This window comes from Phaeobacter sp. B1627, from assembly GCF_006265095.1.
Lineage (GTDB): Bacteria > Pseudomonadota > Alphaproteobacteria > Rhodobacterales > Rhodobacteraceae > Epibacterium.
On record NZ_VCNK01000014.1, the window covers coordinates 1 to 23,866 of the forward strand.

The following is a 23,866-nucleotide window of genomic DNA, read 5'->3' on the forward strand; positions in this document are numbered from 1 at the left end:
TCCAGTTTTCTGGGACCACTTCATCCTACCGCCTCGACCTAATGGACACGGCTATTCAGAAATTGCAGCGGGGAGGTGGAACATCGCTGCGAAAAACGCAAACGGACAGATTGGGGATATTGGCAGACCGACTGGTCTTGAGAATACTCTGACGAAAGCTGACTTCTGTGGATGCCTGGGGCAAATAAGCTTCGGTTGATCTATCAAGAAATTCTCCTCACGACTTTTCAGAGAAAGCGGCAGGTACCATTCACTTGCCAGCCATGTACCCCGTCGACTTGTACCGGGTGGTAGTCGGCAAAATCGTTCCTTACCTTGGCACCAGGATGACCCCACTTTCCGAGCGGATCAGAGCAATAGAGGCTCGCTACCGGCTTAAACAGAGAAGCGATGTCATCTCTCCAGTTTGCATCCGACCCATGATGCATCACTTGGAAAATCGCACCTCGACTAATCCGATCGCCAACACTGTAGAAGACCATGAAATCAGCAACCTTCTTCTTGGTGTGGAGAAAACCGTCACCTGTCAAAATCTGTCCGAACCGATCAGTTCCCAACCAACCGTTTGGTACCTGACCGATGTGTGAAACCATCTCATGGCGCGGGATCGTCACCTTCACGTTTACAAGTTCAACTCGACCAATTGGCCCCGCATAGAGAAACAGCGAAATTTCATTCCGCCGTCGTGGCGTGATGTTTTTTGCCGTTCGAGATTTGAACGTTGCATCGTAAAGTTTAGTCAACTTCTTGAGTGCCGTCTGCCGGTGCTCTTCGTTTTCGGCGTGAGTGAGTTTGTGCGCAAGGGGGCGCGCTTTGTTCTTAAATGAATTGGTGGCAAGCGCTTCGAGCCGACAGTCGTTGTAGGGGACAAACTCCCAGGCCTGAGAGACGAGGATGTATCCCCCTGGGTGGAGAAATCGCACCCGAGGATCGGCCAGTCCATCGTCAGCTCCAAGCCCGTCGATGTCGTTTTCCCCTTCGGGCTTATGATCCTTGATCAACAGCTTCGGCAACGCCTCCGGCTCAGTCTCACGTGTTGGTTCGTCCGGCGAGATCGGGGGGGCTGCCGCCTCTCTGCCCGCGCTCGGTGGTACGAGAAGGATACGTTCGATCCGCATGTCTGCACGCGCCAGAAGAAACTCCGTCGGCGCGGTCAGGAAGGTAAAAAGATCCGATCCAACAGCAGTTTGCTCGGAAATGGCAACGATCAGCCTTTCCCAAGGAGTGAGATAGGGCAAGAGCAAGGTACCTACGCTGAATTTTTTCAAAAGGTCGAGCATCCCGCTCAAATGATCTTCGTCGAAATGCGATAGCGTCACGAGGTCGAGATGGGACGTTGCCTGATCGTTTTGGAGCGCCCTAATTTCAGCGCGCACATGTCGAGCACGGGTTGATCTGCGCGAGCCTGCCTCGGTGCCACAATCGTAGACCCAGCGGAACGGATCCTGGCCGGCCCGGCTGAAGTGACCGGAGCAGAACAGGCCCTGACCGACCGGATGGAAGCGGTAGCCGAATTCGAATTCATCTAACGATGAATTTGGCGCGCCGGCGACCTCTGCCGCTCGGTTGTTTTCCTGCCAATCACCAGTCCATGCGTCCAAAAAAAAACGGCAATTTGGCAAGTCCGCGGGAGGATAGTCGGCGACGCTGGCACAAACCTCTTCGCGCGCGATCGCAGAAATGACGTTGTGATGAACGGTCCGCTGTGGGAACGAGAAATAGGCAATGAGACGCTGCTGATTGATCCCCAGTTGCTTACGATGCTTGATCAACCCTTTGACAAGGCAAATTTCGTGATCGCTTAGCGGTACACTGTCGCGCGACACTACATTCATGATTTTATCTTTTCATAGTAAAGCGGGCAGTCAGCCGCATTCATTCGGTCACCTATTTGCTGGAGCCTTCAAAAATGATCGCAGGCTGCCGAGTCTCATTCGCACCGCCCTGGTAGCCGATCCAGAGAAGCCGTGGTTCACAGCCATTGACGGCTGTTGACATGGACGGATAGCCGCCATTCTCTGGATTTGTACAGGGAAAGATCAAGCCGGAGCGCATTGATCGCCTCGAAAAGCATTATCGGCTCGCCATTCGAATAGCGACGGCGTTCAATGCGGCAACGTCTGGTAGTTCCTGGGCCCAACCAGCTGCAAACGAAATATCATTGGATTTTGGCCTTTGGCCTTCAGCCAAGAACGTTAGCTTAATCCTGGACGGCAAAGCAGCTGCTTCACCAACAAACAAAGCCTCTCTGCGTGGTAATGACGGCAAAAGTTTTATCAGAGCAGCCATGGAATCGGGGAGAAATCGGCCAACATGTTCTTGATCTCGGCCATTCGTCAGACGCAGTACGAGCCAAGAATTACACTGTGACAAAACTGTACTCTCAACGTCAGATGGTCTCTGTGATACCAGCATTAGGCCAATCCCATACTTTCTTCCTTCCCGCGCGATCCGGCGAATTGCATCTTGGGCTGCGGCATACTGCGCTTCTCCTCGATCAGGGACGTAGCGATGTGCCTCCTCGCAGACCAAAAGAATTGGGTCTCTTTCGCGCTCCTCACGCGTCTGTACTAACTTGTATGAAAACAACAGGCGCGCGAGAGCTGCAGTCAAAGGACCTGCCACTTCGGTAGGTAAACCCGAAATATCGAGAATCCGTATGGGCGCATTCGGCTTATCTTCATCCCCGCCGACAAACTGAGCCAAAATTTCTGCAAGCGCTGGATCTCCACCCACTTGGTTCCGCATTAAGAAAGATAACCGACTATCCAAGCGAAGAACCGATAGTTTGTCCAAAATTGAGGCGAATTTTTTCTGAAACTCACTTGGAGTTTCTGGTGCCCAAGTGGCCCCACTGGGCCGATTGTTTTGGCAAAGTTCGATATGCTTTCGAAACTCATCCAGATCGAAAGGGATTGGCCAGTCTCGATCAAACTGCACAATTTCCTCCATCGTTTTGCCGGGCGCTGGACGAGGAAGATCAGGATGCCCAAACTCATCTGTTTTTCTTGCTGCATCTTCGGCAGACAGCACCAATCCTGCTGCAAACATCCGGGCATGAGCCAGCGCCTTATAAACAACGTTTGATTGCGAAGTCGCTTCAAACTCCCCTTTTCCAACGACAAGACGACGAAATTCCTCGCTGGACATTAACCAATAAGGAAGTTTCGCTGCGCGAAAACCAGCGCCGCCATCTCCAGCGTCCTGATATGCTCGGTAGACAACAGCGCGGTCCCCAAATGCTGGGCCATACTCCCCGTGCGGGTCGATTATGATTACCCGTGGTCGTGAAAGCTGTCCGTCTTCCGTTGCTTTGTGACCAAGAACAGCGTGAAGGATAGCGGCCACGGCAGTAGACTTACCGCTACCTGTTGACCCCAGAACGGCAAAGTGCTGTCCGAACAGCTTGTCCATGTCAGCATGGCAAGCAACCCCATCTGCACCGACATACGAACCAAACGAAACAAAACGATTGGGGCCGCCTCCGCCTTGCATTTCGATGGCGGTATAGAGACGTCGCGCCTCCGAAAATGTGACGATGAAAACACCCTGGAGAGGAAGAGGTGAATTTCGAACGCCTCGGTCAAAGGTCAAAGCCTCTTTCGATTTCTGCCAGCGGGCTTCCTCGAATAAGTCTGCTTCAAGTACCCGCCGATCCATCCCGTCTGTCACACCATGTGCAGCAGCCTCTTCCTCAGTCTGCAAGCGAAGCAATCGAACCATACCGAAAAGGACTGTACGACCAATATGAAGTTTCACCAAGCTCCCTATTTGACCAACTGAATACACCGTTCCACCATGGGTTTGAACGAGTTCAGTTAGACTGCGCTTCAACGATACTTTAATCGTGGTTCCAGAAATCTCGAAGACTGTACCAATTTGAATGTCTGGGTCGTAGTCAAAATCACTCATTCAATTGCCTCCGCAATATCGTCAGGCAAGCCATTTTCCAGCAAATTAGTTGCACCAGAGAAGGTCCACCAATCCCGGTCCGCCAAAGGCGCGGATGGAGGAAAATATGGCCCATTCTTTCCACGGTAGAGCCCATCTTTAGCCAGTACGAATATTCGATCCCCGGCTCCGCTTGCTCCCCACTCTTCCAGTTTGCCGCCGTAAGCACCGGCAAAGGCCACAAGGGTGGTCTTGCTTTCTGGGTGAAGGAGGTGCTGACTAATGATAGAGTCAATGTGATCATCCCCAAAAGAATAACCGCAGACAAACAATACCTGCTGGCGCTCGTACGAAAGAAGACTGCGAAACCTCTGGAAAAGGTTTCCAAATGGGTCTTCACGAGATGCCATATACTTTGTAGATTGGGGATAGATCACAACATTTCCGTTCTCGTTCGACCTGCTTGGATAGATATCGTCATATCGAACACGGAAAACGCGCCCATTTTCTTCGCCGCTTCGGTACCAATCGATTGAACCATGGAGCTTCGTGATAATTGCTTTTAGACGTTGGTCTGTTGATGCCGCCTCAAAAAGGCGTTCATCCCAGGCAGCGATGGCACCACCAGAAAATCCGTCCGCGTATGGAATGCGTTCGAGGGAAAGAGCGTCTTCAATCAAGGTATCATAGTTTGTCGTAACAAAATGGATTGCATCCCGGCGTTCATCTAATCCAGCACGATTTACCCGATATAGTGTGCGAATAAATCGGCGGTGGTCTTCGATGGAAACGATTGGTTTGCCTTGCATTCCGACTTTTTCAGAATCTTCGCCCGATGCTGGTTGATACCCCCACCGAAGAATATCTCGAATGTGCCGCAGAATAGTGTGATGCGCAGCCTGAAGATTGATCTTCTTCACACGTTCATTTCCGATAGTGGCGCTCATGTCTTTTGCTCGCTCTGCAAGCGCTATGAGATCACCAAGATGGCTGAGAATATGTTCGATGTGGAGTTTGTCAGGCAGGTCGCAGCGCACCTCCGTAACGAGTTTATGCACATGCTCGTCGGCTGGATTTTTTTCCAGGAGGTGAAAGACTCGATCTGTAAGTGGATACATCAAAGGGAGTCCAGCACCGAAACTGATACCTGCCCCCGTCAGCCAAACTTGTCTGGGAGCGCGGAGATGATGGTCAAGTTGCCGCGCGGCTTCAATGTTCCCAGTCATAATTTCCCCAATACAAAATACCCTAATCAGACACTAAATCTCCCCTCCACTTCAACGCAACCTGAAAGAAGAATTCACCTTTCTTCATATTCTCTCTGCCTACGAAAGAACATGTTTTCGCTTGGGGACAAACCAACTCCGATACATTTAAGTCATATTGCTCTCGTGAGCCGGTGCGGTCATCTCTGTCAGTCTGGGGCGCTGCTACGCAGCATATCAACTGGGAAGAAATTCTGCTTTGAACCGATTTCTGGTATCAAGGTTGCAAATTTCTCCATCTGGTTTGGGCCCTAAAATTAGCCACTGGCAACTGCGGAAACCTGGTCCAGCCGCAAAATTCAGAAACGGTGTGGTCATTGCTTGGATAATACCGGTGAACGCAAAGTCTGCACCCCCCGCCACCATTTGTTTGGAACGATGGAACAAGTCCTATTTTACTAATGAATAACAGACACTTGAGACGTTCCATGGATATGCCACAGAATGTTCCGGAAAAACTCAATGGCACATGTCTATTGGCACGAAACCAAGATCGCTTGGCACAGACAAATGGCACATCCACCCTATTGAAAAGTCTATATATTTTCCATTGCAGTTTCAAATAAGATGCCGATGGAAGCATTTTTTTCCAGTAGTTTCAACCGTTTAATAAAGCCCAGCCATGAAGAACACTTGTGTGAAGTCTCACTCTCCCAAGCATCGTGTTTTCGACAAAAAAATGGGTGCTGCACAACACGTTTTGAAGCCTGCACAACACCCGAAATTTAATTCAATTTTATCAATGCGTTATATTGTATTCACGACATCCCAAGCGCTTCTTTGTACATCTCAAGCACTGCCTCCTCCTCGGCGATATCGTCTTTGTCCCTTTTCCGGAGCCGTATCAGTGTGCGCACGACCTTCACATCGTATCCACGCCCCTTCAGCTCTGAAAATACCTCTTTTTGCTGTTCCGCGAGATCGGCCTTTTCCTGGTCAAGTCTCTCGATGCGCTCGACGAACTGGCGCAGTTCACTGGCAGTTACCTTGTAGGAGTCGGTTGCTTCTTCGTAGTCACTCATCGTTTCCTCATTTGCATTCTTGGCATGGACTGGCGCTGTGGAAACCACACTATGGGATAGTGCCTCCCTCTCAGCCTTTGTTTACTCAGTCACAAAAAATTTTGGGGTGGTACTTGCGCCGACGCCGGCTGGCCTCGAAGGACGTCTTTTGCGGCGCTTCGATTGCCCTTTGCTCTTTGTCCAGTCACTCAAAGCGCTCGACAAACTGACGCAGGTCGCCTGCGGCCACGCGATGGTTTCCGCTCTTTTCGTCTTCGGTCATATCCATGGGGTCGCAGCCTCCGCAATTTGACTCATTCGCCCGGTTCAGACCCGGTCAAAGCCGAGGGATACAGGCGCGCACCCGGCCCTGCAAGACAGGAAAGGCGGCCGCCGAAAGGACCGGAAGCTTGCGCCGCCGACGCCACTGAGGTAGGCGCAGGGTGAAGCACAGGCGAGGCCGGGTTGGCGGCCATAGAGTGGAAAGGGAAACAGATGGACTATCTGATCTGGGCCGGCGGGGCCCTTTCGCTCACCGGGATGATCGGCCTCGTGTGGTGCGTAATCGTCGTGCTGCGCGCCAAGCGCAAAGGGCTGGACGACGACCAGCTCCGCGCCGTTCTGCAATCGGTCCTGCCAAGGAACCTCGGCGCGCTGCTGCTGTCAGTCTTGGGGTTGATGCTGATCATGGTGGGCCTGTTCCTGCGCTGACTGCGTGATCTGCCGATCCGACGATTTGCCCGCAGGGGTCTCTTGTATCGGACCGCAGGGCCGATGGAGATTGGCACTCGCGGCCCGATGCGGCCACCCCCCACTCTGCGCCCTATTGCGCCGTACCCATGGCGCCGTCGTCTCGGGAACAGAGCGGCGCAGGGATCGCCGCACGCAGTTTTGGTAAAAGGCCGCTCTGTCAGACCGGCACGTTGTCAAACTGGTTTTCGACCAGCTCATCAAAAAGCACCTCTTCCGTTCGGCGCAGATGCGCAGGAATGCGGGCGCCGCCAGCCTTGATCCGCGACATCACGCGGACAAACTCATGCTGAAAATCAGACCGCGCCATTTCTGGTGTCGTTCGAATTTTCTGCTCCAGAAGGCAGGCTCGTTCAATCAGTTGCTCTATGGTCATTTGATATTCATCCCCTCCACCGCAGCTTGCCGCCACCGGACCTCCGGCATTGGGCGGACTACACTTATCCACCCTACAACATTCTAAGGTTGTATCAACGGCAAAGAGAGTATTTTTGCCACATTCCGAGAAAATCTGAATATATGCCAAGATAGCAGGCATTATCTGACCGGTATAATCGACGTGACTGACCACAGCCCCAGGCTTCCCCTGCACAGTCCCCGCACATTGATGTTAGCGTTGACTCTCCTTTAGCGTGTATTATTTATCCGCATCTGGCTATGCATTGACAATCGTTTCACAATACATATCTACTTTATCGAATGTGATATTGCCCGCAGGGGTCAGGCCGCGAGGCAGGACGTGCCCGCATGAGGAATCGGAGAACACATGCCACAGGAATGGATAATGGGACTGGCCGGAGGGCTGACTATCGGGATCGCAGGCGCGATCTATTTGCTGGGCGCCGGACGCATCATGGGAGCCAGCGGAATCATTGGCGGGCTGGTCGACGGATCCGGCCGCGACACCGCCCTTGACCGGCTGTGGTTTCTGGCAGGCCTGATCGCCACTCCAGCGATTCTGATGGCTCTGTTCGGCCTGTCACCGCACACCAATGCCAGCAGCGCTCCGGCCGTTCTGGTTCTGGCGGGCGTATTGGTGGGGGTCGGAACCCGGCTCGCCAATGGGTGCACATCGGGGCACGGCGTTTGCGGGTTGTCCCGCCTGTCACCCCGCGCGATCGTGGCGACTGCACTCTATATTTCTGCAGGGATGCTGGCGATGGCTGTCCTGCGCCATATCTGGGGGGTGATCTGATGCTCCGTTCGATGATTTCACTGCTGTCCGGCGGTCTGTTTGGTGCGGGACTGATGATCTCCGGCATGACAGACACGACCCGAGTTCAGGGTTGGCTGGATATATTTGGCGCCTGGGACCCGACGCTGGCCTTCGTGCTGGGCGGCGCCTTGCTGCCGATGGCGCTGGCCTGGCGCTTGACCAGGGCTGGCCGTCCCCTGGCCGGAGGCCGCTTCCCTGCTCCGGCAACACCGACGCCGGACAGGGCGCTGATCGTCGGGTCGGTTATCTTCGGCTTCGGTTGGGCTCTTGCCGGGCTGTGCCCGGGTCCGGCGCTGGCCTCGCTTGGCTTTGGCGGCTGGCAGGGGATATTATTCGTGGCGGCAATGATTGCAGGGATGTGGATGGCACCCAGGCTGCGCTTGGTTCTGGACCGGCGCCCGGCAAAGGCGTAAAGAAAAGCCATGGATGCACGTACGCTTACCCCCCGCTATTCCGTTTCTCCTCAAATCTCAGTTGAGGATATCCCCGCAATTGCCGCCGCAGGTTTCACCACTGTGATCTGCAACCGGCCGGACGGAGAAGTCCCCCCCAGTCATCAGGCCGACACCATACGCGCTGCCACCGAAGAGGCTGGCCTCACGTTTCAGGACCTGCCCCTGACCCATCAGACGATGACGCCCGAAAACATCGCCCAGCATCGCGCCTTTATTGACGAATCGGACGGGCCGGTCCTTGCCTATTGCGCTTCCGGGACCCGCAGTTCAGTGGCCTGGGCATTGGGTGTGGCAGGCGCCGGTGACCTTGGTGTCAGCGATATCCTGACCACGGCGCAGAAGGCGGGGTATGATCTCTCAGGGTTGCGCCCGACGCTGGAATCGATGGGCGCAGAACAAAGCTGAGCCGCACTCTATTCGCGTCATATTATATGCGACCCCGAGACCCGCAGATGCTCCTGCGGGTCTTGGTGTTGGTACAGGGGCACAGACCGGGAGCACAGACCCGGAGCTCAGTCTCGGAACACAGGCCCGGACCTGGGGAACGACCGCGGCAGAACATCCGGCCAGCGCAAAGACACAAAGAACCCCTCGCATCATTGAGAACGTCACTGAAGAATCAGGAGCAGAACTCAAGAGCAGAGGCAACGATCCAAGGTGTTGCCGACGAGATCAGGTGCCTGTTTCAGGCAGCTCGCTGCCCAGACCGGCCAATTCGGAAATTTCCGCCGCCGCAGCATCCGGGTTGAAATCGCCGAGATCATTCATCGGCAAATCAGGCAGTTCTGCCATTCCGCCAAAGTCGCCCATCGGCATGTCGCCGCCCTCAAGGCCGCCGCCGAAGTCACCACCCAGATCTCCTCCGCCGAGGTCGCTGCCCAGATCACCGCCCCCCATCATGCCGCCCATATCCGCATCAAAGCCGCCAAGCGCATCGCCCGGCTCCTGCAGGCCCTGCGCCGCGATGGACAGGCCGAGTGAATTATCTTCGAGCGCCGGAGCATGCCCCTGCCCCAGGCTTTCGGAAAATACGCCTTCCTCAATGGCCATCACATTGGTGCGCGCCTCATTCAGACGCACGGCGCGGGCCCCCTTCTTCTGACCCAGCCGTCCCTTTGCAATCGTCTGACCATTGATCGCAACCATATCGGTCTCGTAGAGATAGGCCTGATCCAGATGGAGCAATTCGCCCTTTTTCAGCGCCGCGAACTGACGCAGGGGGATACGCATCTTGCACAGCACAGCCGAGAGTTCAGCCCGCATGGACCCGACGCTTGACCCCAGTCGCGGTCCGCGCACGGCGTCGGCCTCATCATATTGGTCGACGGATGGTTCGGGCAGAACCAGACAGATTTCACCCTGCATTTTGCCCGAATCAAGGTCAACGTTCAGGTTGATCACGCGGTAATCCTCCGCTTCCATCCCGAGCACGAGCGTGCGCACATCCTCAACCTGCGCGCCAAACCGATAGCCTTCAAAGATCCGCAGGTCGGTCTGGTCCTTCAGCAAGGCAGAGACTTTGCCGAACAGTTTTTCCAGGAATTCCGCGACCATGGCCGCATCTGTCGGCGTGTAGATCCGTTCGTCCGAGTTCATCCCCAGCACCGACCCCATGGTCTGTTGCTGAATGAGCGCAGTTACCGCCGCTGCATCCAGCGTCGCCGCACCGATACGGCCCTGCGGGCAATCCAGAACCACCAGAAGATGCTTGTTCGACAACAGGCCGCTCAGGTCCTCGGGCACACGGTTGGTCTGACGGGCCGCAATCACGGCCATGGGCAGCTCGCACAGGTCCTCGGCGGCGCGGGCCACTGACCTGCGCAATGCCTTGAGCGTGATCGAGCCGCCACTGCCGCTCGTCCCGTCCTTTGAGGCAGCAAGTTTCCGCGCCAGTCCCCCGACCGCGCGGTTGCTATCCTGCGTTTGATCCTTGTCAGTCATAAAATGAACCTGAGCCTTCCGCACCCTTGTAGAACTGGTTCTAGCGTAGTGCTGGTTACTAAGAGCTTTACAGCTTTCAGAGGATTTCTTCTATTTTCGTATGAAATGGCAAAGTTACCCGAAATGCAGCGCCATTTTGGCCCGGTAAATATGAAATATCCCCCCCAAGCCGACGCATGATTTCGCGACAAATCGCCAGCCCGAGACCCGCACCGCCGGCACGTTCCGGCGTAACCCTTGAGAACTTCTCGAATATCACTTCCTGGAAATCAACCGGCACGCCTTCACCATTGTCGTAGAGATCAATATGGACCACCTGTTTCCCAAAAGTAACGTCAATTCGCAATTCCGGATCTGGCGCAACGCAATATTTTTGGGCGTTGGCGATCAGGTTGATGAAGACCTGTGACAATCGATCCACATCGGTTTCCAGCTCCACCGCTTCGGCGCGATGATCGCGGTGCACGCGCAGCGCCCCCTCCGCGCCTGCCAAAGCCGAGGCCACTGCATGATCCAGCACATCCGACAGCTGACGGCGCGACACATTCAGCGTCACCTCGCCGCTCTCCAGCACACTGAGATCCAGCAGATCGTTCAGCAGACGGGTCAGGCGCAGGGCTTCGTCGTGGATGATTGATGCGTATTTATGCTGCTCGGCAAGGCTCAACCCCTGCTCATCCCGCAGGATTTCCGAAAAGGCCCGCACCGAGGTCATCGGGGTGCGCAATTCATGGCTGACCTGGCTGAGAAACGCGTCCTTCTGCTCTGACAGGCGCGTCAATTTCTGATTGGTTTCCCGGAGCTTGCGGGCGGTAGTGGAGAGTTCCAGCGATTGCGCCTCCAGCCTGCTGGAATACTCCAGTAGCTGCGCCGATTCGTCGGCGACCGCCAATAGGTCCTCGACCGAGACGGCGGCGCCGCTGACGATCTGGCCGATCATCGCATGCGCGGCTGCGGCACCAATAGAGGCGCTCAGTTCCCGTTCCAGTTGCTCCAGAAAGGCCGGTGTCGGTTCCGGCAGAGGGCCTTGCCCGCCCTGCCTGTCCACCGCCGCCTGAAAAAACGCCTGCGCGTCCTCGGGGCCCAGGATGCGCTGCGACATGATCATCAGATCCTCGCTCTGTGCGACAGACCCCGTCCACCCGCCCGGACCTGCGGAATGGTCAAAGACATGCACGAACTGCGCCCCCTGCAGCCGTTCCATCGGGCTCGGGAAACTCAGCACAGAGACCACGCAGAACACCACGACGTTGAGCGTCATCGACCACAGCACGCAATGGACGATCGGATCCAGCCCCTCGATCCCGAACAGCGCCTGAGGCCGCAGCCAGGACAGGCCGAAAGGACCCGCGCGGAGGGTCTCGGCTGAGAACACGCCCCCCGCCACCTCCGGCAACAAGAGCGTGTAGCCCCAAAGACCAAAGCCGACAAAAAGCCCCGCCAGCGCGCCCGCACGGGTCGCCCCGCGCCAGAACAGCCCCCCGACAAGGGCCGGCAGGATCTGGGAAATTCCGGAAAACGAGATCAGCCCGATCGCAGCCAGCGCCGCCCCGCCACCGGAGATCTGATAATAGGCGTAGCCAAGCCCCATGATCGCCGCGATCGAGAACCTGCGGGCAAACAACACCACGCTGCGCACATCGCCCGACACGGAAGCCCCGCCAAACGCATCGGTGGAGCGCAGCCACACCGGCATCACGATATGGTTCGACACCATCGTCGAGAGGCTCATGGCTGCCACGATGACCATCGATGTCGCCGAGGAGAACCCGCCCAGAAACGAGAGCATCGCCAGCCCGTTCTGGCCCTGCGACAAGGGCAGCGTCAGCACGAACAGATCCGGGTTTGACCCTTGCGGCATCAGCTCCAGCCCGAGTGCGGCAATGGGGATCACAAAGATCGAGATCAGCAGCAGATAGGTCGGAAAGGCCCAGGCGGCGATGCGCAGGTGCCGCTCGTCCTCGTTTTCGACCACCATCACCTGAAACATGCGCGGCAGGCAGACAAAGGCAGCGGCGGAGAGAAACGTGATCGCGGTCCAGCGCCCGCCCTCCACCTGCCAGGCCCCGATGGGCGAGGCGTCGATCCGGGCCAGCGTCTGTGACACCCCGCCCGCAAGCCCCCAGACCACGAAGATGCCGACCGCCACCAGCGCCACCAGCTTCACCACCGCCTCCAGCGCGACGGCCATGACCACCCCGTGGTGGCGTTCATTGGCATTCAGGTTGCGGGTGCCGAAGAGGATGGCAAAACAGGCCAGCCCGGTGGCGATCCAGAACACCGTGCCGCTCTCGTTGTAGCCGCGGGCCGGATCGGCGGCGGCAAAGGTCGCCACGGAAAGCGTGATCGACTGCAGCTGCAACGCGATATAGGGGGTGACGCCCACCACCGCCAGCAGGGTCACCCCGATGGCCAGCACATTGGACTTTCCGTATCGTGCGGACAGCAGATCGGCAATCGAGCTGATCCGCTGACTGCGCCCGACCCGGACCAGCTTGCGCAGCCCCCACCACCAGCCGATCATCACCAAAGTCGGCCCGAGGTAGATGGTGACATACTCCATGCCCGACCGCGCCGCGTAGCCCACCGCGCCATAAAAGGTCCAGGCGGTACAGTAGATTGACAGCGACAGCGTATAGATCAGCGGCGATCCCATGAACCGCGCCCCCCGCCCCCGCAACGCCTGTCGGTCCGCCCAGAAGGCCACCATGAACAGGATCGACACATAGCCGATACTGACCAGCGCCAGCAGGTTGAGTGAGGTCATGCGCCGCGCTCCGGATCCTGGGGCCCGACCACAGTGGTCGCAGTGGCCACAATAGCCACCTCTGACTCCGGCGGCTCTTCCAGATCCAGCGGGGCGCTGAGCCCGGTCCAATGCACCGCCCAACGGCGCACCGCAACTGAGAAGCCAACGGAGAACAGGATCAAGCCGACCCAGACCGAAAAGATGTAGATCATGGCAGACGACATGCTGCTGCCGCCATCGCCGCCGCCGCGCTCCGTATCACCTGCCATCCGAGAGGCGGACAGAGCGTCCTCAACAGACCCCTCGCCCTCCGGCCAGAGCAGAGGCACCAGAAACAACAGCGCCCCGATCAAGGGAGCGAGCCGCGCGATATCCATCAACCGGCGACGACGGTAGGTGCGCTGCTCCACAAAGGGGGCGCGCAGCTCATCCTTGCCCCCGGCCCCGTCGGAACGGATCATCCGGCCCTGCTCAGCCTGCGTCGCGCACGCGGGCGCTCTGCAGAGCCTGCGCGTTCAGATCCCGCACAGCGGTCAGAACCTCGGCATTGGAGAATGGTTTTGTCATGAAGCGGGTCACCCCTGCACGTTCCGCCATTTCGCGATCTTTCACCTGACCGCGCGCTGTCAGCATCAGAACCGGTAGATGAGCCAACGCATCCATCTCTCTGATTTCACGGATGATTTCCATACCGCTCTTTCCGGGCAGCATCAGGTCCAGAATAACCAGATCCGGTGCAGCGGCCTCGATCACCGCCAGCGCATCGCTGCCATCGGCGTGCACATCCACCTGCCATCCCTCGCGCGACAGCAGAAAGCGGATGGCCTCCGCTATATTGGCTTCGTCTTCGATCAGAACGACTCGTCCAGCCATAAATCCTATTGCCCTCCCCCTTGCACCACACCGATCGACGGCTCCTCCGGGTGCAGACCGGATCTTGCACCAAACGGCGCCCGGTGTCACGTGGCAGTTACACGCGATCCAGCCCGGGATCCTCGGAGCCGCGCAGAATCGAAGGCTCGCGCCGGGCAGCACAGCCGCGCCGGACGCAGATCCGGCAACTCGCCCCCACCGGGCGCGACCCGGCCGCCGGAGAGGCATCGGGCTGATCTCCGGGCAGGATCAGCATCGCCGCGCGCCGGACCGGATCGCTGTCAAAGGTCAAAGGTTCCGCCGCCCAGGAAATCGCAAAGCACAGGCTGTCCCGTGCCGCCCGCCCCTGTTGGTGCACCTGCCGCCGGATCGGAACATCCGGCTGGGACAAGGCCGTGAACAAGGGCCACAGCGGACAGGAGGCGCCAAGGCGCGGCAGCGAAAACCCCGCCACCGGCTTGCGAAACAGGATGGAACCGGACGCATCGCACACCACCAACCCCGAAGCCTGGCCGAGGGTTTCTTCGGGCAGCGCAGCAAGACGTCGCAGAACCCTGTGCACCTCGACGCCGAATTCCCGCGCCAGCGCCCCGGGCGCCACCCCAAGTCGGCCCAGAGCCTCGCTCAGCACCGTCAGCGGCATCGCACGTGCGTCGGTCTCGTAATCGGCCAGGGCGGACGCTGCGAGTTTCTGCGCTGCACGCCCCTCCAGTTCGGGCGCCGCAGTGGCCAACTCTGCTGCCGTGGTGCGCCCCTCCTCAAGTTCGGGGAAATGAAATCCCCGCGCCGCGAAGAACGCCTCCACCTCCTCCTGTGGCAGGCCGCGCCGGTCGGCACTGCTGTCGCCGTCGTCGAGAAACCGCACCAGCGCCCGGCTGCTGTCGGCGAGCCGCTGGGCGTCCTGATCGAGGTTGCGGTGAAACCTGTCGCGCCACTCGGCCGCCAGCTCGCCCGGTTCGGCCAGAATGGCAGAGGTGGAGCGGATGGCCGCAGCGGTGGACAGAACCTCATGCAAGGAGGCCGCCAGATGCGGGTCATGGGTCAGGCGGTCCGACAGCCCGCGCACGGTACGTTCCAGCGCGCCAATGCGGCTGTGGGTCTCGGCCAGCACCTCGGCCCAGCCGGGAAAGCGGCCCGCGAACTCGTCGACGCGGTCCAGTTCGGCATTGCGCGCGCGTGCATCCGCGGCCGCCTCCCGCAGGGCCGCCACCAGCGTCGCCTCGACCCCTTCGCTCAGGACCGACGGCTCCACCCCCAGCGCCTGCGCCAGCGTCACCAGCAGCTTGCCGCCGATTCTGCGACGGTTGTGTTCGATCAGGTTGAGGTAGGAGGCAGAGATCCCCACCTCCCGCGCCAGATCCGCCTGACGCAGCGCGAGCATCAACCGTCGTTCCCGGATCCGGCTCCCTGTGAGACTGTCTGACCCCAACGGCATCCTGTGGCATCCCTCTGACCAAAACGCCGGTTTTTCAACAGCTTTCTGCAAAGCAGAATAACACAATTTACCAAACCACCGCCAACGCTGTACATTTATTTACAGAAAAACTCCGCGAAACAAGGGTTTTATTGCGCGGCTTTACAATAGCCCCGCATACTCGCTTTGCACAATGTTGCAGGGGACGCGCGAAAGTGAGGAGTCGCGCCTCGCCTTTTTCATCCAAGGGAGGAACCCAATGTCCAAATTAGACGTAAGCCGTCGTGGCCTACTCAGAACCGGTGCCGTGACAGGTGCAGGTCTGGCGCTGCCGACCATTTTCACCGCTCAAAGCGCGGCGGCTTTCACCAATGATCCGACCGGTGGCTCTGTCACGCTCGGTTTCAACGTGCCACAGACCGGCCCCTATGCCGATGAAGGCGCGGATGAATTGCGGGCCTATGAGCTCGCCGTAGACCACCTGAACGGTGACGGCGACGGCGGCATGCTCAACTCCTTCAGCTCCAAGGCGCTCGAAGGCAGCGGCATCCTGGGCAAGAAGGTCGAATATGTGACCGGTGACACCCAGACCAAATCCGACGCGGCGCGCGCCTCAGCGAAGTCGATGATCGAAAAAGACGGTGCCATCATGATCTCCGGCGGTTCGTCCTCCGGTGTTGCGATCGCGGTTCAGGGCCTGTGCCAGGAAGCCGGCGTGATCTTCATGGCGGGGCTCACCCACTCCAACGACACCACCGGCAAGGACAAGAAGGCCAATGGCTTCCGCCACTTCTTCAATGCCTATATGTCCGGTGCCGCGCTGGCGCCGGTGCTGAAGAACCTCTATGGCGATGACCGCAAGGCCTATCACCTGACGGCCGACTACACCTGGGGCTGGACCCAGGAGGAATCGATCAAGGCCGCCACCGAGGCGCTTGGCTGGGAAACTGTCAACACGGTGAAGACCCCGCTCGCGGCGACGGACTTCTCCTCCTATATCGCACCGGTTCTGAACTCCGGGGCGGATGTGCTGATCCTGAACCACTACGGCGGCAACATGGTGAACTCGCTCACCAACGCGGTCCAGTTCGGCCTGCGCGACAAAGTGGTCAACGGCAAGAACTTTGAAATTGTCGTGCCGCTCTACTCCCGCCTGATGGCCAAAGGCGCAGGCGCCAACGTCAAAGGCATCCACGGCTCCACCAACTGGCACTGGTCCCTGCAGGACGAAGGCTCCAAGGCGTTCGTGCGCTCCTTCGGCACCAAATACGGCTTCCCGCCGTCACAGGCCGCGCATACCTGCTACGTGCAGACATTGCTCTATGCGGATGCGGTCCAGCGCGCGGGCTCCTTCAACCCCTGCGCCGTGGCCGAAGCGCTCGAAGGGTTCGAGTTCGACGGTATGGGCAACGGCAAGACGCTCTATCGTGCCGACGACCACCAGTGCTTCAAGGATGTTCTGGTTGTGCGCGGTAAAGAGAACCCGACCTCCGAGTTCGACCTTCTGGAAGTTGTCGAGGTCACTCCGCGTGAACAGGTTGAATATGCACCTGACCACCCGATGTTCGCAGGCGGCCAGCTCGGCTCCTGCAACCCGGGCGCGTAAGCGAGAGCAAAACAGCCAGGTCGGGCGCCCATGATGCGCCCGACCACCCTTCTCCCGCACAGTCCGGCCAACCTGAAACGCGCCTCGGCACTCCCGGGTCGTGGCCTGCTGCTGCATTCCCAAAACCAACCACCCAGACGAACCGGAAGGTGGGACCCATGGACGCGTTCCTTCTACAGATCCTAAACGGGCTCGATAAGGGCTCTGCCTATGCGCTGATTGCGTTGGGCCTGACACTCATTTTTGGCACATTAGGCGTCGTGAACTTTGCCCATGGGGCCCTGTTCATGATCGGGGCCTTCTGCGCGGTGACCGTGCAAAAGATTCTCAGCCTCAGCGTAGAGACCATCGACCCGGACAAGACCGACTTTCTCGGCAATCCGCTGAAGGTCAAAACCCCCTATGTGGAGAATTGGTTCGGCCCCGACATCGGCGGCACCATCATCGACTGGTCGGTGCCCCTCGCGATCCTGTTCGCGATCCCGATCATGATCGCCGTCGGCTTCATCATGGAGCGCGGCCTGATCAAGCATTTCTACAAACGCCCCCACGCGGATCAGATCCTGGTGACCTTCGGTCTCGCCATCGTGCTGCAGGAAGTGATCAAGTATTTCTACGGCGCCAACCCGATCCCGACCCCCGCACCGGATGCCCTGAACGGCGTTGCCAACCTCGGCGCGATCATCGGCATGGACCTGATCTATCCGGTCTGGCGGATCGTCTATTTCTGCTTTGCCTGCCTCATCATCAGCGGCGTCTTTGCCTTCCTGCAGTTCACCACCTTCGGAATGGTGGTCCGGGCGGGGATGGCCGACCGCGAGACGGTGGGCCTTTTGGGCATCAACATCGACCGCCGCTTCACCATCATGTTCGGCATCGCCGCCGCCGTGGCGGGGCTCGCCGGGGTGATGTACACGCCGATCAACTCGCCCAACTACCACATGGGCATGGATTTCCTTGTGCTCAGCTTCGTGGTCGTCGTCGTCGGCGGTATGGGCTCTCTGCCCGGGGCCGTGCTCGCGGGGTTTGTGCTCGGGATCCTCGAAAGCTTTGCCTCAATGGAATGGGCCATCAACCTGATCCCCGGAATCAACCAGATCATCATCTACCTCGTCGCAATCGTCATCCTTCTGGTCCGCCCGCGCGGATTGATGGGGCGCAAAGGCGTGATGGAGGACTAAGACCATGTTCGGACTAGATAAAAAAGACACATCCCTGCTGATGATCGTCGCTGTTCTGACGCTCTTCGCACCCTTCATCCTGAACCCGTTTCCCACCGGATCCGGTCTGGCACAGTTCAATGCCGGCTATCCTGATCTGATGCAGCGGTTCGTCATCTTCGGCATCTTCGCCATCGGCTTCAACATCCTGTTCGGCCTCACCGGATATCTGTCCTTCGGCCACGCGGCCTTTCTCGGGGTGGGATCCTATTCGGCGGTCTGGATGTTCAAACTGCTGAGCATGAACGTGCTGCCTGCCATCCTGCTCAGCGTCATCATCTCAGGTCTGTTTGCGCTGGTGATCGGCTTTATCAGCCTGCGCAGGTCGGGCATCTATTTCTCGATCCTGACGCTGGCCTTTGCACAGATGTCGTTCAGCCTCGCCTACTCGGTGCTGACCCCGATCACCAACGGTGAAACCGGCCTGCAGCTGACGCTGGATGATCCGCGCGTTCTGGGCGTCACCGCCACCGCAGACGGGTCGATCCCGGTGACCAACCTCTTTGGCCTTGAGATGCGCGGCACCTACGAGATGGCCGTCGGCCCCTGGGCGTTCCAGTTCAACATCGGCTACTACCTCTGCGCGCTGGTGCTGATCGCCGCCTTCTACCTGGCGATCCGGATCTTCCGCTCCCCCTTCGGCATGATGCTGCGGGCGGTGAAATCGAACCAGCAACGGATGAACTACACCGGCCTCAACTCCAAACCCTACACCCTCGCGGCCTTTGTGATCTCGGGCATGTATGCAGGTCTTGCAGGCGGGCTGATGGCCTCGATGGATCCCCTCGCGGGGGCCGAGCGGATGCAATGGACCGCCTCGGGCGAAGTCGTCCTGATGACCATCCTCGGCGGCGCAGGCACCCTGATCGGGCCGGTTCTGGGCGCGGGCTTCATCAAATACTTCGAGAACATCTTCTCCAAGATCAACGACAACGTGCTGCACGGCTGGTTCAGTTTCATGCCCGACGGGCTTGAGGATTTCGTCGTCTTCATCGTGCACCCCTTCATCGGCAAAGGCTGGCACCTGACGCTTGGCATTCTGTTCATGCTGGTGGTGATCTACCTGCCCGGCGGGCTGGTCGAGGGCGGGCAGCGCATCGCAGGCTGGATCAAGGGCAACAAGCAGTCCGACGCCCAGCAAAGCGAAACCAAACCCGCGGAATAAGGAGAGAAAACAATGGGTATTCTCGAAGTCAAAAACGTGGGCAAACGCTTTGGCGGCTTGCAGGCGCTCTCTGATGTGAACCTGTCGGTCCGTGAGAACTCGGTCCATGCGATCATCGGCCCCAACGGCGCGGGCAAATCCACCCTGCTGAACTGCCTGGTGGGCAAGCTGATCCCGGACAGCGGATCGGTGATGTTCGACGGCCAGTCCGTGCTGGGCCGCGCGCCCTACGAGATCAATCAGATGGGTATTTCCCGCGTGTTCCAGACGCCGGAGATCTTTGGCGATCTGTCGGTGCTGGAAAACATGATGATCCCCTGCCTGGCCAAGCGCGACGGTTCGTTTGAACTCAATGCCATCGCCAATGTCATGGGCCAGAGGGACATCATCGAAAAGGCAGAGCGCATGCTGGAGGAGATGAACATGGCCGACAAGCGGCACATGAACGCCGCCTCCCTGTCCCGCGGCGACAAACGTCGGCTGGAAATCGGCATGTGCCTCAGTCAGGAACCACGCCTGTTGCTGCTGGACGAACCGACGGCGGGCATGGCGCGCGCCGATACCAACAATACCATCGATCTGCTCAAACAGATCTCCGATCAGCGCAGCATCACCATCGCCATCATCGAGCACGACATGCATGTGGTGTTCTCGCTGGCCAACCGGATCACGGTGCTGGCGCAGGGAACACCGCTGGTCGAAGACGATCCCGAAAACATCCGGGGCAATCCAAAGGTCCGCGAAGCCTATCTCGGCGAGAGCGCGTAAAGGAGCACGACAATGAACGTCAAACCTGATTTCTCCAGAAGCTCGAACCAGGCAGCGACCGCTCCGGCCTTTCTGTCGGTCTGGGATGTGCATGCCTACTATGGCGAGAGCTATATCGTTCAGGGCATCAACTTCAATGTTCACGAGGGCGAGATCCTCGCCCTGCTGGGGCGCAACGGCGCGGGCAAGACCTCGACCTTGCGCTCCATCGCCCGCACCGGATCGCCCATGGTCACCAAGGGCGAGATCTGGCTCGATCACCAGCCGCTGCATCTGATGGCCTCGCATGAGGCCGCCACCGCAGGCCTCGGTCTGGTGCCCGAGGATCGCCGCATCATTCCCGGCCTCACGGTCGAGGAAAACCTGCAGCTGGCTCAGATCGCACCCCCCATCGGCTGGTCGATCGAGCGCCTCTACGAGCTGTTCCCCCGTCTCGGCGAACGGCGCAAACAGGAGGGTGTGACATTGTCCGGCGGCGAACAGCAGATGCTGGCGATTGCCCGGACGCTCGCCCGCGACATCAAGGTGCTGCTGCTGGATGAACCCTACGAGGGTCTGGCCCCGGTGATCGTGGATGAGATCGAAAAGACCCTGGTCCATATCAAGGAGCAGGGCATGACCACCATCATCGTGGAACAGAATGCCGTGCGCGCGCTGCAACTGGCGGACCGGGCGGTGATCCTCGACACCGGTGGTATCGTCTTTGACGGCCTCGCCGAGGAGGTTCTGGAAAACGAAGAGCTGCGGGCCGAATACCTCGCGATCTGATCTCGCTCGCTGCAATTTTCTCCCTGTCGCACAGCAATGGACGGCTGCGCGCACCTCATCGACCGGGTTCCCTCAGGGCCCGGTCGTTTTTTGTCGGCCAACTGATCCGCCTGCCCTTCCCCCCCGCCCGGACTTCAGCGTAAAACCATCTCCATGAGCGATCCTGCCTTTGATTTTGCCCCCGTCGGACTGGCCCTGCTGGAGCACCGCGTGATCAAGCGCTGCAACCGGCAGTTTGCGGAGACCTTTGGTGGCACCTGCGCCGAGCTGACCGATCTGCCGATCGCCGCGCTCTATCCCAGCCCCGAGGATTACCGGCGGATCGGCGCGCGCCTGCAACTGCCCGAAGCCCGCAGCGGCGTCTATCACGACGAGCGGATCATGCGCCGCACCTCCGGCGCGCTGTTCTGGTGTCGCGTCCGGGGGCGGTCGATCAGCCGCGAACAGCCCTTCCAGACCGGGGTGTGGTCCTTTGCCGACCTCTCGGACGAGCGACCCGTTGTCAGCCTGACCCCCCGGGAACGCGAGGTGGCCATTCTGACCTGCCGGGGGCTGTCGGCCAAGGAGATCGGCCAGCAACTGGATCTGTCCTATCGCACGGTAGAGACTCACCGCGCCCGGCTGCTGGACAAATTCGGGGCCCGAAAGCTGCCGGAACTGGTGGCCAAACTCACCGGCATGCCATTGTAATCCAACCGTCAAACCCGAGGGAATGCGCTAAAAACGATTGAAACCCTTGGCCTTCGCGCTCATCTTGTGGCGAAACCAAGTGCGCTTTCCTTATGGTCATCGATGGCCTATAAGGCCGAAAATTTCCGCTCCGGTATCTCCCGGGGCCAGACAGGACCCTGCCGAGGAACAAAATGACAAATAAATCTCATGACGCAGATGTGGAATTCATCAAGGCTCTGGCAGAGCTTTTGCGGGAAAACGACCTGACCGAACTGCAGGTCAAGCGCGATTACGGTGAGGATGACAGCCTGAACGTCCGGGTTTCGCGTCAGCTTGTGGCCGCGCCAGCAGCACCGGTGCAGGTTGCCGCCGCAGCCGCCCCTGTTGCCGCCGCCGCCCCAGCCGCCCCTGCGGCCGAGGTTGCCGAAGATCCCGCAGCCCACCCCGGCGCTGTGTCTTCGCCCATGGTCGGCACCGTCTACCTGCAGCCCGAACCCGGCGCCCCCTCCTTTATCAAGGTGGGACAGCAGGTGGCCGAAGGCGATACGCTGCTGATCGTCGAAGCCATGAAAACCATGAACCATATCCCGGCCCCCAAGGCCGGTACCGTGAAACGCATTCTGGTCGAAGACGGTGCCGCGGTCGAGTTTGGATCGCCGCTGGTCATCGTCGAGTAAGGATCCCACATGTTTGACAAGATCCTGATTGCAAACCGGGGCGAGATCGCGCTGCGCGTGATCCGTGCCTGTCGCGAAATGGGCATCCGGTCCGTGGCGGTCCATTCCACCGCCGATTCCGATGCCATGCATGTGCGCATGGCTGACGAATCGATCTGCATCGGCCCCCCCTCCGGCGCCCAGAGCTACCTGTCGATCCCGGCCATCATATCCGCCTGCGAAGTGACCGGGGCCCAGGCCATCCACCCCGGCTATGGCTTTCTGTCGGAAAATGCCAATTTCGTGCAGATCGTCGAAGATCACGGCATCACCTTCATCGGCCCCTCCGCGGCGCATATCCGCCAGATGGGGGACAAGATCACGGCCAAGGATACTGCCAAATCCCTTGGCATTCCCTGCGTGCCCGGCTCTGACGGGGGCGTTCCTGACGTGGAAACGGCCAGAACCGTCGCCGCCGAAATGGGCTATCCCGTGATCATCAAGGCCACCGCCGGCGGCGGCGGGCGCGGCATGAAAGTCGCCAAGACCGAGGCCGACCTTGTCCAGGCTTTCCAGACCGCGCGCTCGGAATCCAAAGCGGCCTTCGGCAATGACGAAGTCTACATGGAGAAATACCTCCAGAAACCGCGCCACATCGAAATTCAGGTTTTCGGCGACGGCAAGGGCGGCGGCGTACACCTGGGAGAGCGCGATTGCTCTCTGCAACGCCGCCACCAAAAGGTCTTTGAAGAGGCGCCCGGCCCCTGCATCACCCCAGAAGAGCGCGCCCGCATCGGCAAGATCTGCGCCGATGCCATCGGCGAAATGGGCTATTCCGGCGCGGGCACCGTGGAATTCCTCTATGAAGATGGCGAATTCTATTTCATCGAGATGAACACCCGCCTGCAGGTGGAACACCCCGTCACCGAAGCGATCTTTGGTCAGGATCTCGTGCGCGAACAGATCCGCATCGCCGCCGGCCTGCCGCTGTCGTTCACGCAGGACGAGCTGCAGATCAACGGCCATGCCATCGAAGTCCGCATCAACGCCGAGAAACTGCCCAACTTCTCGCCCTGCCCGGGCAAGATCACGGCGTTTCATGCGCCCGGCGGGCTGGGCGTCCGAATGGATTCCGCCCTCTATGACGGCTATTCGATCCCGCCCTACTACGACAGCCTCATCGGCAAGCTGATCGTTCATGGCCGCGACCGCAACGAGGCGCTGGCGCGGCTCAGCAGATCCTTGGGCGAGCTGATCGTCGATGGGATCGACACCACCGTACCGCTGTTCCATGCGCTGTTGCAGGAAGAGGCCGTGCAAACCGGGGACTACAACATCCACTGGCTGGAAAAATGGCTCGACGCCAACCTGCAGGGCTGATCTGCCAGAACCGGGGCGGCCCCCATGGTCGCCGCCCCGCCGCGCCGCGTCGCGCCTGCTGCCCTCTCTGTGATGC

At 59.1% G+C, this 23,866-nt stretch carries 23 protein-coding genes; 13 read left to right on the forward strand and 10 right to left on the reverse strand.

Translation table 11 applies throughout. The features are described 5' to 3' along the window. Positions 1 to 227: 227 nt before the first annotated feature. The 4 genes from FGE21_RS08000 to FGE21_RS08015 form a co-directional block, all read right to left on the reverse strand. Positions 228 to 1,835 carry a hypothetical protein gene (locus FGE21_RS08000; protein WP_139662782.1) on the reverse strand — a complete coding sequence of 536 codons (1,608 nt, stop codon included), beginning with the start codon at positions 1,833 to 1,835 and terminating at the stop codon, positions 228 to 230. Between the two features lie 238 nt (positions 1,836 to 2,073). Then, the gene (locus tag FGE21_RS08005) at positions 2,074 to 3,912 is read right to left on the reverse strand and encodes an ATP-binding protein (RefSeq protein WP_139662783.1); all 1,839 of its coding nucleotides are present in this window, start codon (positions 3,910 to 3,912) and stop codon (positions 2,074 to 2,076) included. After that, positions 3,909 to 5,009: an SIR2 family protein gene (locus FGE21_RS08010; protein ID WP_176695388.1), complete on the reverse strand. Its 1,101-nt coding sequence runs from the start codon at positions 5,007 to 5,009 to the stop codon at positions 3,909 to 3,911. Before FGE21_RS08010 ends, FGE21_RS08005 begins: the two co-directional genes overlap by 4 nt. A 905-nt stretch (positions 5,010 to 5,914) precedes the next feature. After that, positions 5,915 to 6,178, reverse strand: coding sequence for a DUF2312 domain-containing protein (locus FGE21_RS08015; RefSeq protein WP_139662784.1), 264 nt, complete (start codon positions 6,176 to 6,178; stop codon positions 5,915 to 5,917). A gap of 37 nt (positions 6,179 to 6,215) precedes the next feature. Here FGE21_RS08015 and FGE21_RS08020 point away from each other — a divergent pair, with 37 nt between their 5' ends. After that, positions 6,216 to 6,470 (forward strand): hypothetical protein, encoded by a 255-nt coding sequence (locus FGE21_RS08020; protein ID WP_139662785.1) that lies wholly within the window; start codon positions 6,216 to 6,218, stop codon positions 6,468 to 6,470. A gap of 182 nt (positions 6,471 to 6,652) precedes the next feature. Then, the gene (locus FGE21_RS08025; protein ID WP_139662786.1) at positions 6,653 to 6,868 is read left to right on the forward strand and encodes a hypothetical protein; all 216 of its coding nucleotides are present in this window, start codon (positions 6,653 to 6,655) and stop codon (positions 6,866 to 6,868) included. A gap of 199 nt (positions 6,869 to 7,067) precedes the next feature. On the opposite strand, the gene FGE21_RS20350 is transcribed toward FGE21_RS08025, so the two are convergent. Then, entirely contained in the window at positions 7,068 to 7,433 is a 366-nt protein-coding gene (locus tag FGE21_RS20350) for a hypothetical protein (protein ID WP_255731440.1), read from the reverse strand. A 240-nt stretch (positions 7,434 to 7,673) separates the two neighbouring features. Here FGE21_RS20350 and FGE21_RS08035 point away from each other — a divergent pair, with 240 nt between their 5' ends. From FGE21_RS08035 to FGE21_RS08045, 3 genes are read left to right on the forward strand one after another with little or no spacing between them, the layout of a single operon-like run. Then, on the forward strand, positions 7,674 to 8,102 hold the full coding sequence (locus FGE21_RS08035) for a YeeE/YedE family protein (RefSeq protein WP_139662787.1): 429 nt from the start codon (positions 7,674 to 7,676) through the stop codon (positions 8,100 to 8,102). Then, positions 8,102 to 8,536, forward strand: a complete 435-nt coding sequence (locus FGE21_RS08040) for a DUF6691 family protein (protein ID WP_139662788.1) — start codon at positions 8,102 to 8,104, stop codon at positions 8,534 to 8,536. The genes FGE21_RS08035 and FGE21_RS08040 overlap by 1 nt, the downstream gene beginning before the upstream one ends. Positions 8,537 to 8,545: 9 nt before the next feature. Then, a complete protein-coding gene (locus FGE21_RS08045) occupies positions 8,546 to 8,983 on the forward strand; it encodes a TIGR01244 family sulfur transferase (protein WP_139662789.1) in 438 nt (145 codons plus the stop codon). A gap of 267 nt (positions 8,984 to 9,250) precedes the next feature. Here FGE21_RS08045 and FGE21_RS08050 read toward each other — a convergent pair whose 3' ends face one another. From FGE21_RS08050 to FGE21_RS08070, 5 genes are all read right to left on the reverse strand, one after another. Beyond that, positions 9,251 to 10,519 (reverse strand): FliM/FliN family flagellar motor C-terminal domain-containing protein, encoded by a 1,269-nt coding sequence (locus FGE21_RS08050; protein WP_139662790.1) that lies wholly within the window; start codon positions 10,517 to 10,519, stop codon positions 9,251 to 9,253. Between the two features lie 76 nt (positions 10,520 to 10,595). Beyond that, the gene (locus FGE21_RS08055) at positions 10,596 to 13,286 is read right to left on the reverse strand and encodes an ATP-binding protein (RefSeq protein WP_139662791.1); all 2,691 of its coding nucleotides are present in this window, start codon (positions 13,284 to 13,286) and stop codon (positions 10,596 to 10,598) included. After that, on the reverse strand, positions 13,283 to 13,729 hold the full coding sequence (locus FGE21_RS08060) for a hypothetical protein (RefSeq protein ID WP_255731443.1): 447 nt from the start codon (positions 13,727 to 13,729) through the stop codon (positions 13,283 to 13,285). The genes FGE21_RS08055 and FGE21_RS08060 overlap by 4 nt, the downstream gene beginning before the upstream one ends. A 10-nt stretch (positions 13,730 to 13,739) precedes the next feature. Next, a complete protein-coding gene (locus FGE21_RS08065) occupies positions 13,740 to 14,141 on the reverse strand; it encodes a response regulator transcription factor (protein ID WP_139662792.1) in 402 nt (133 codons plus the stop codon). A 97-nt stretch (positions 14,142 to 14,238) separates the two neighbouring features. Next, positions 14,239 to 15,570: a helix-turn-helix transcriptional regulator gene (locus FGE21_RS08070; RefSeq protein ID WP_139662958.1), complete on the reverse strand. Its 1,332-nt coding sequence runs from the start codon at positions 15,568 to 15,570 to the stop codon at positions 14,239 to 14,241. A 244-nt stretch (positions 15,571 to 15,814) separates the two neighbouring features. On the opposite strand from FGE21_RS08070, the gene FGE21_RS08075 reads away from it, so the two are divergent. The 8 genes from FGE21_RS08075 (at position 15,815) to accC (ending at position 23,790) form a co-directional block, all read left to right on the forward strand. Beyond that, positions 15,815 to 17,161, forward strand: a complete 1,347-nt coding sequence (locus FGE21_RS08075; protein WP_139662793.1) for a substrate-binding protein — start codon at positions 15,815 to 15,817, stop codon at positions 17,159 to 17,161. Positions 17,162 to 17,319: 158 nt separating this feature from the next. After that, a complete protein-coding gene (locus FGE21_RS08080) occupies positions 17,320 to 18,342 on the forward strand; it encodes a branched-chain amino acid ABC transporter permease (protein WP_139662794.1) in 1,023 nt (340 codons plus the stop codon). Between the two features lie 4 nt (positions 18,343 to 18,346). Next, the gene (locus FGE21_RS08085; protein ID WP_139662795.1) at positions 18,347 to 19,546 is read left to right on the forward strand and encodes a branched-chain amino acid ABC transporter permease; all 1,200 of its coding nucleotides are present in this window, start codon (positions 18,347 to 18,349) and stop codon (positions 19,544 to 19,546) included. Positions 19,547 to 19,558: 12 nt separating this feature from the next. Beyond that, positions 19,559 to 20,314 (forward strand): ABC transporter ATP-binding protein, encoded by a 756-nt coding sequence (locus FGE21_RS08090; RefSeq protein WP_139662796.1) that lies wholly within the window; start codon positions 19,559 to 19,561, stop codon positions 20,312 to 20,314. Between the two features lie 12 nt (positions 20,315 to 20,326). Beyond that, the gene (locus tag FGE21_RS08095; RefSeq protein ID WP_139662797.1) at positions 20,327 to 21,082 is read left to right on the forward strand and encodes an ABC transporter ATP-binding protein; all 756 of its coding nucleotides are present in this window, start codon (positions 20,327 to 20,329) and stop codon (positions 21,080 to 21,082) included. A 153-nt stretch (positions 21,083 to 21,235) separates the two neighbouring features. Further along, positions 21,236 to 21,772 (forward strand): PAS and helix-turn-helix domain-containing protein, encoded by a 537-nt coding sequence (locus FGE21_RS08100; RefSeq protein ID WP_139662798.1) that lies wholly within the window; start codon positions 21,236 to 21,238, stop codon positions 21,770 to 21,772. A gap of 173 nt (positions 21,773 to 21,945) precedes the next feature. Next, positions 21,946 to 22,431 (forward strand): acetyl-CoA carboxylase biotin carboxyl carrier protein, encoded by a 486-nt coding sequence (gene accB, locus FGE21_RS08105; protein ID WP_139662799.1) that lies wholly within the window; start codon positions 21,946 to 21,948, stop codon positions 22,429 to 22,431. A 9-nt stretch (positions 22,432 to 22,440) separates the two neighbouring features. Then, positions 22,441 to 23,790, forward strand: coding sequence for an acetyl-CoA carboxylase biotin carboxylase subunit (accC, locus tag FGE21_RS08110; protein WP_139662800.1), 1,350 nt, complete (start codon positions 22,441 to 22,443; stop codon positions 23,788 to 23,790). The last annotated feature ends 76 nt before the right edge of the window (positions 23,791 to 23,866 follow it).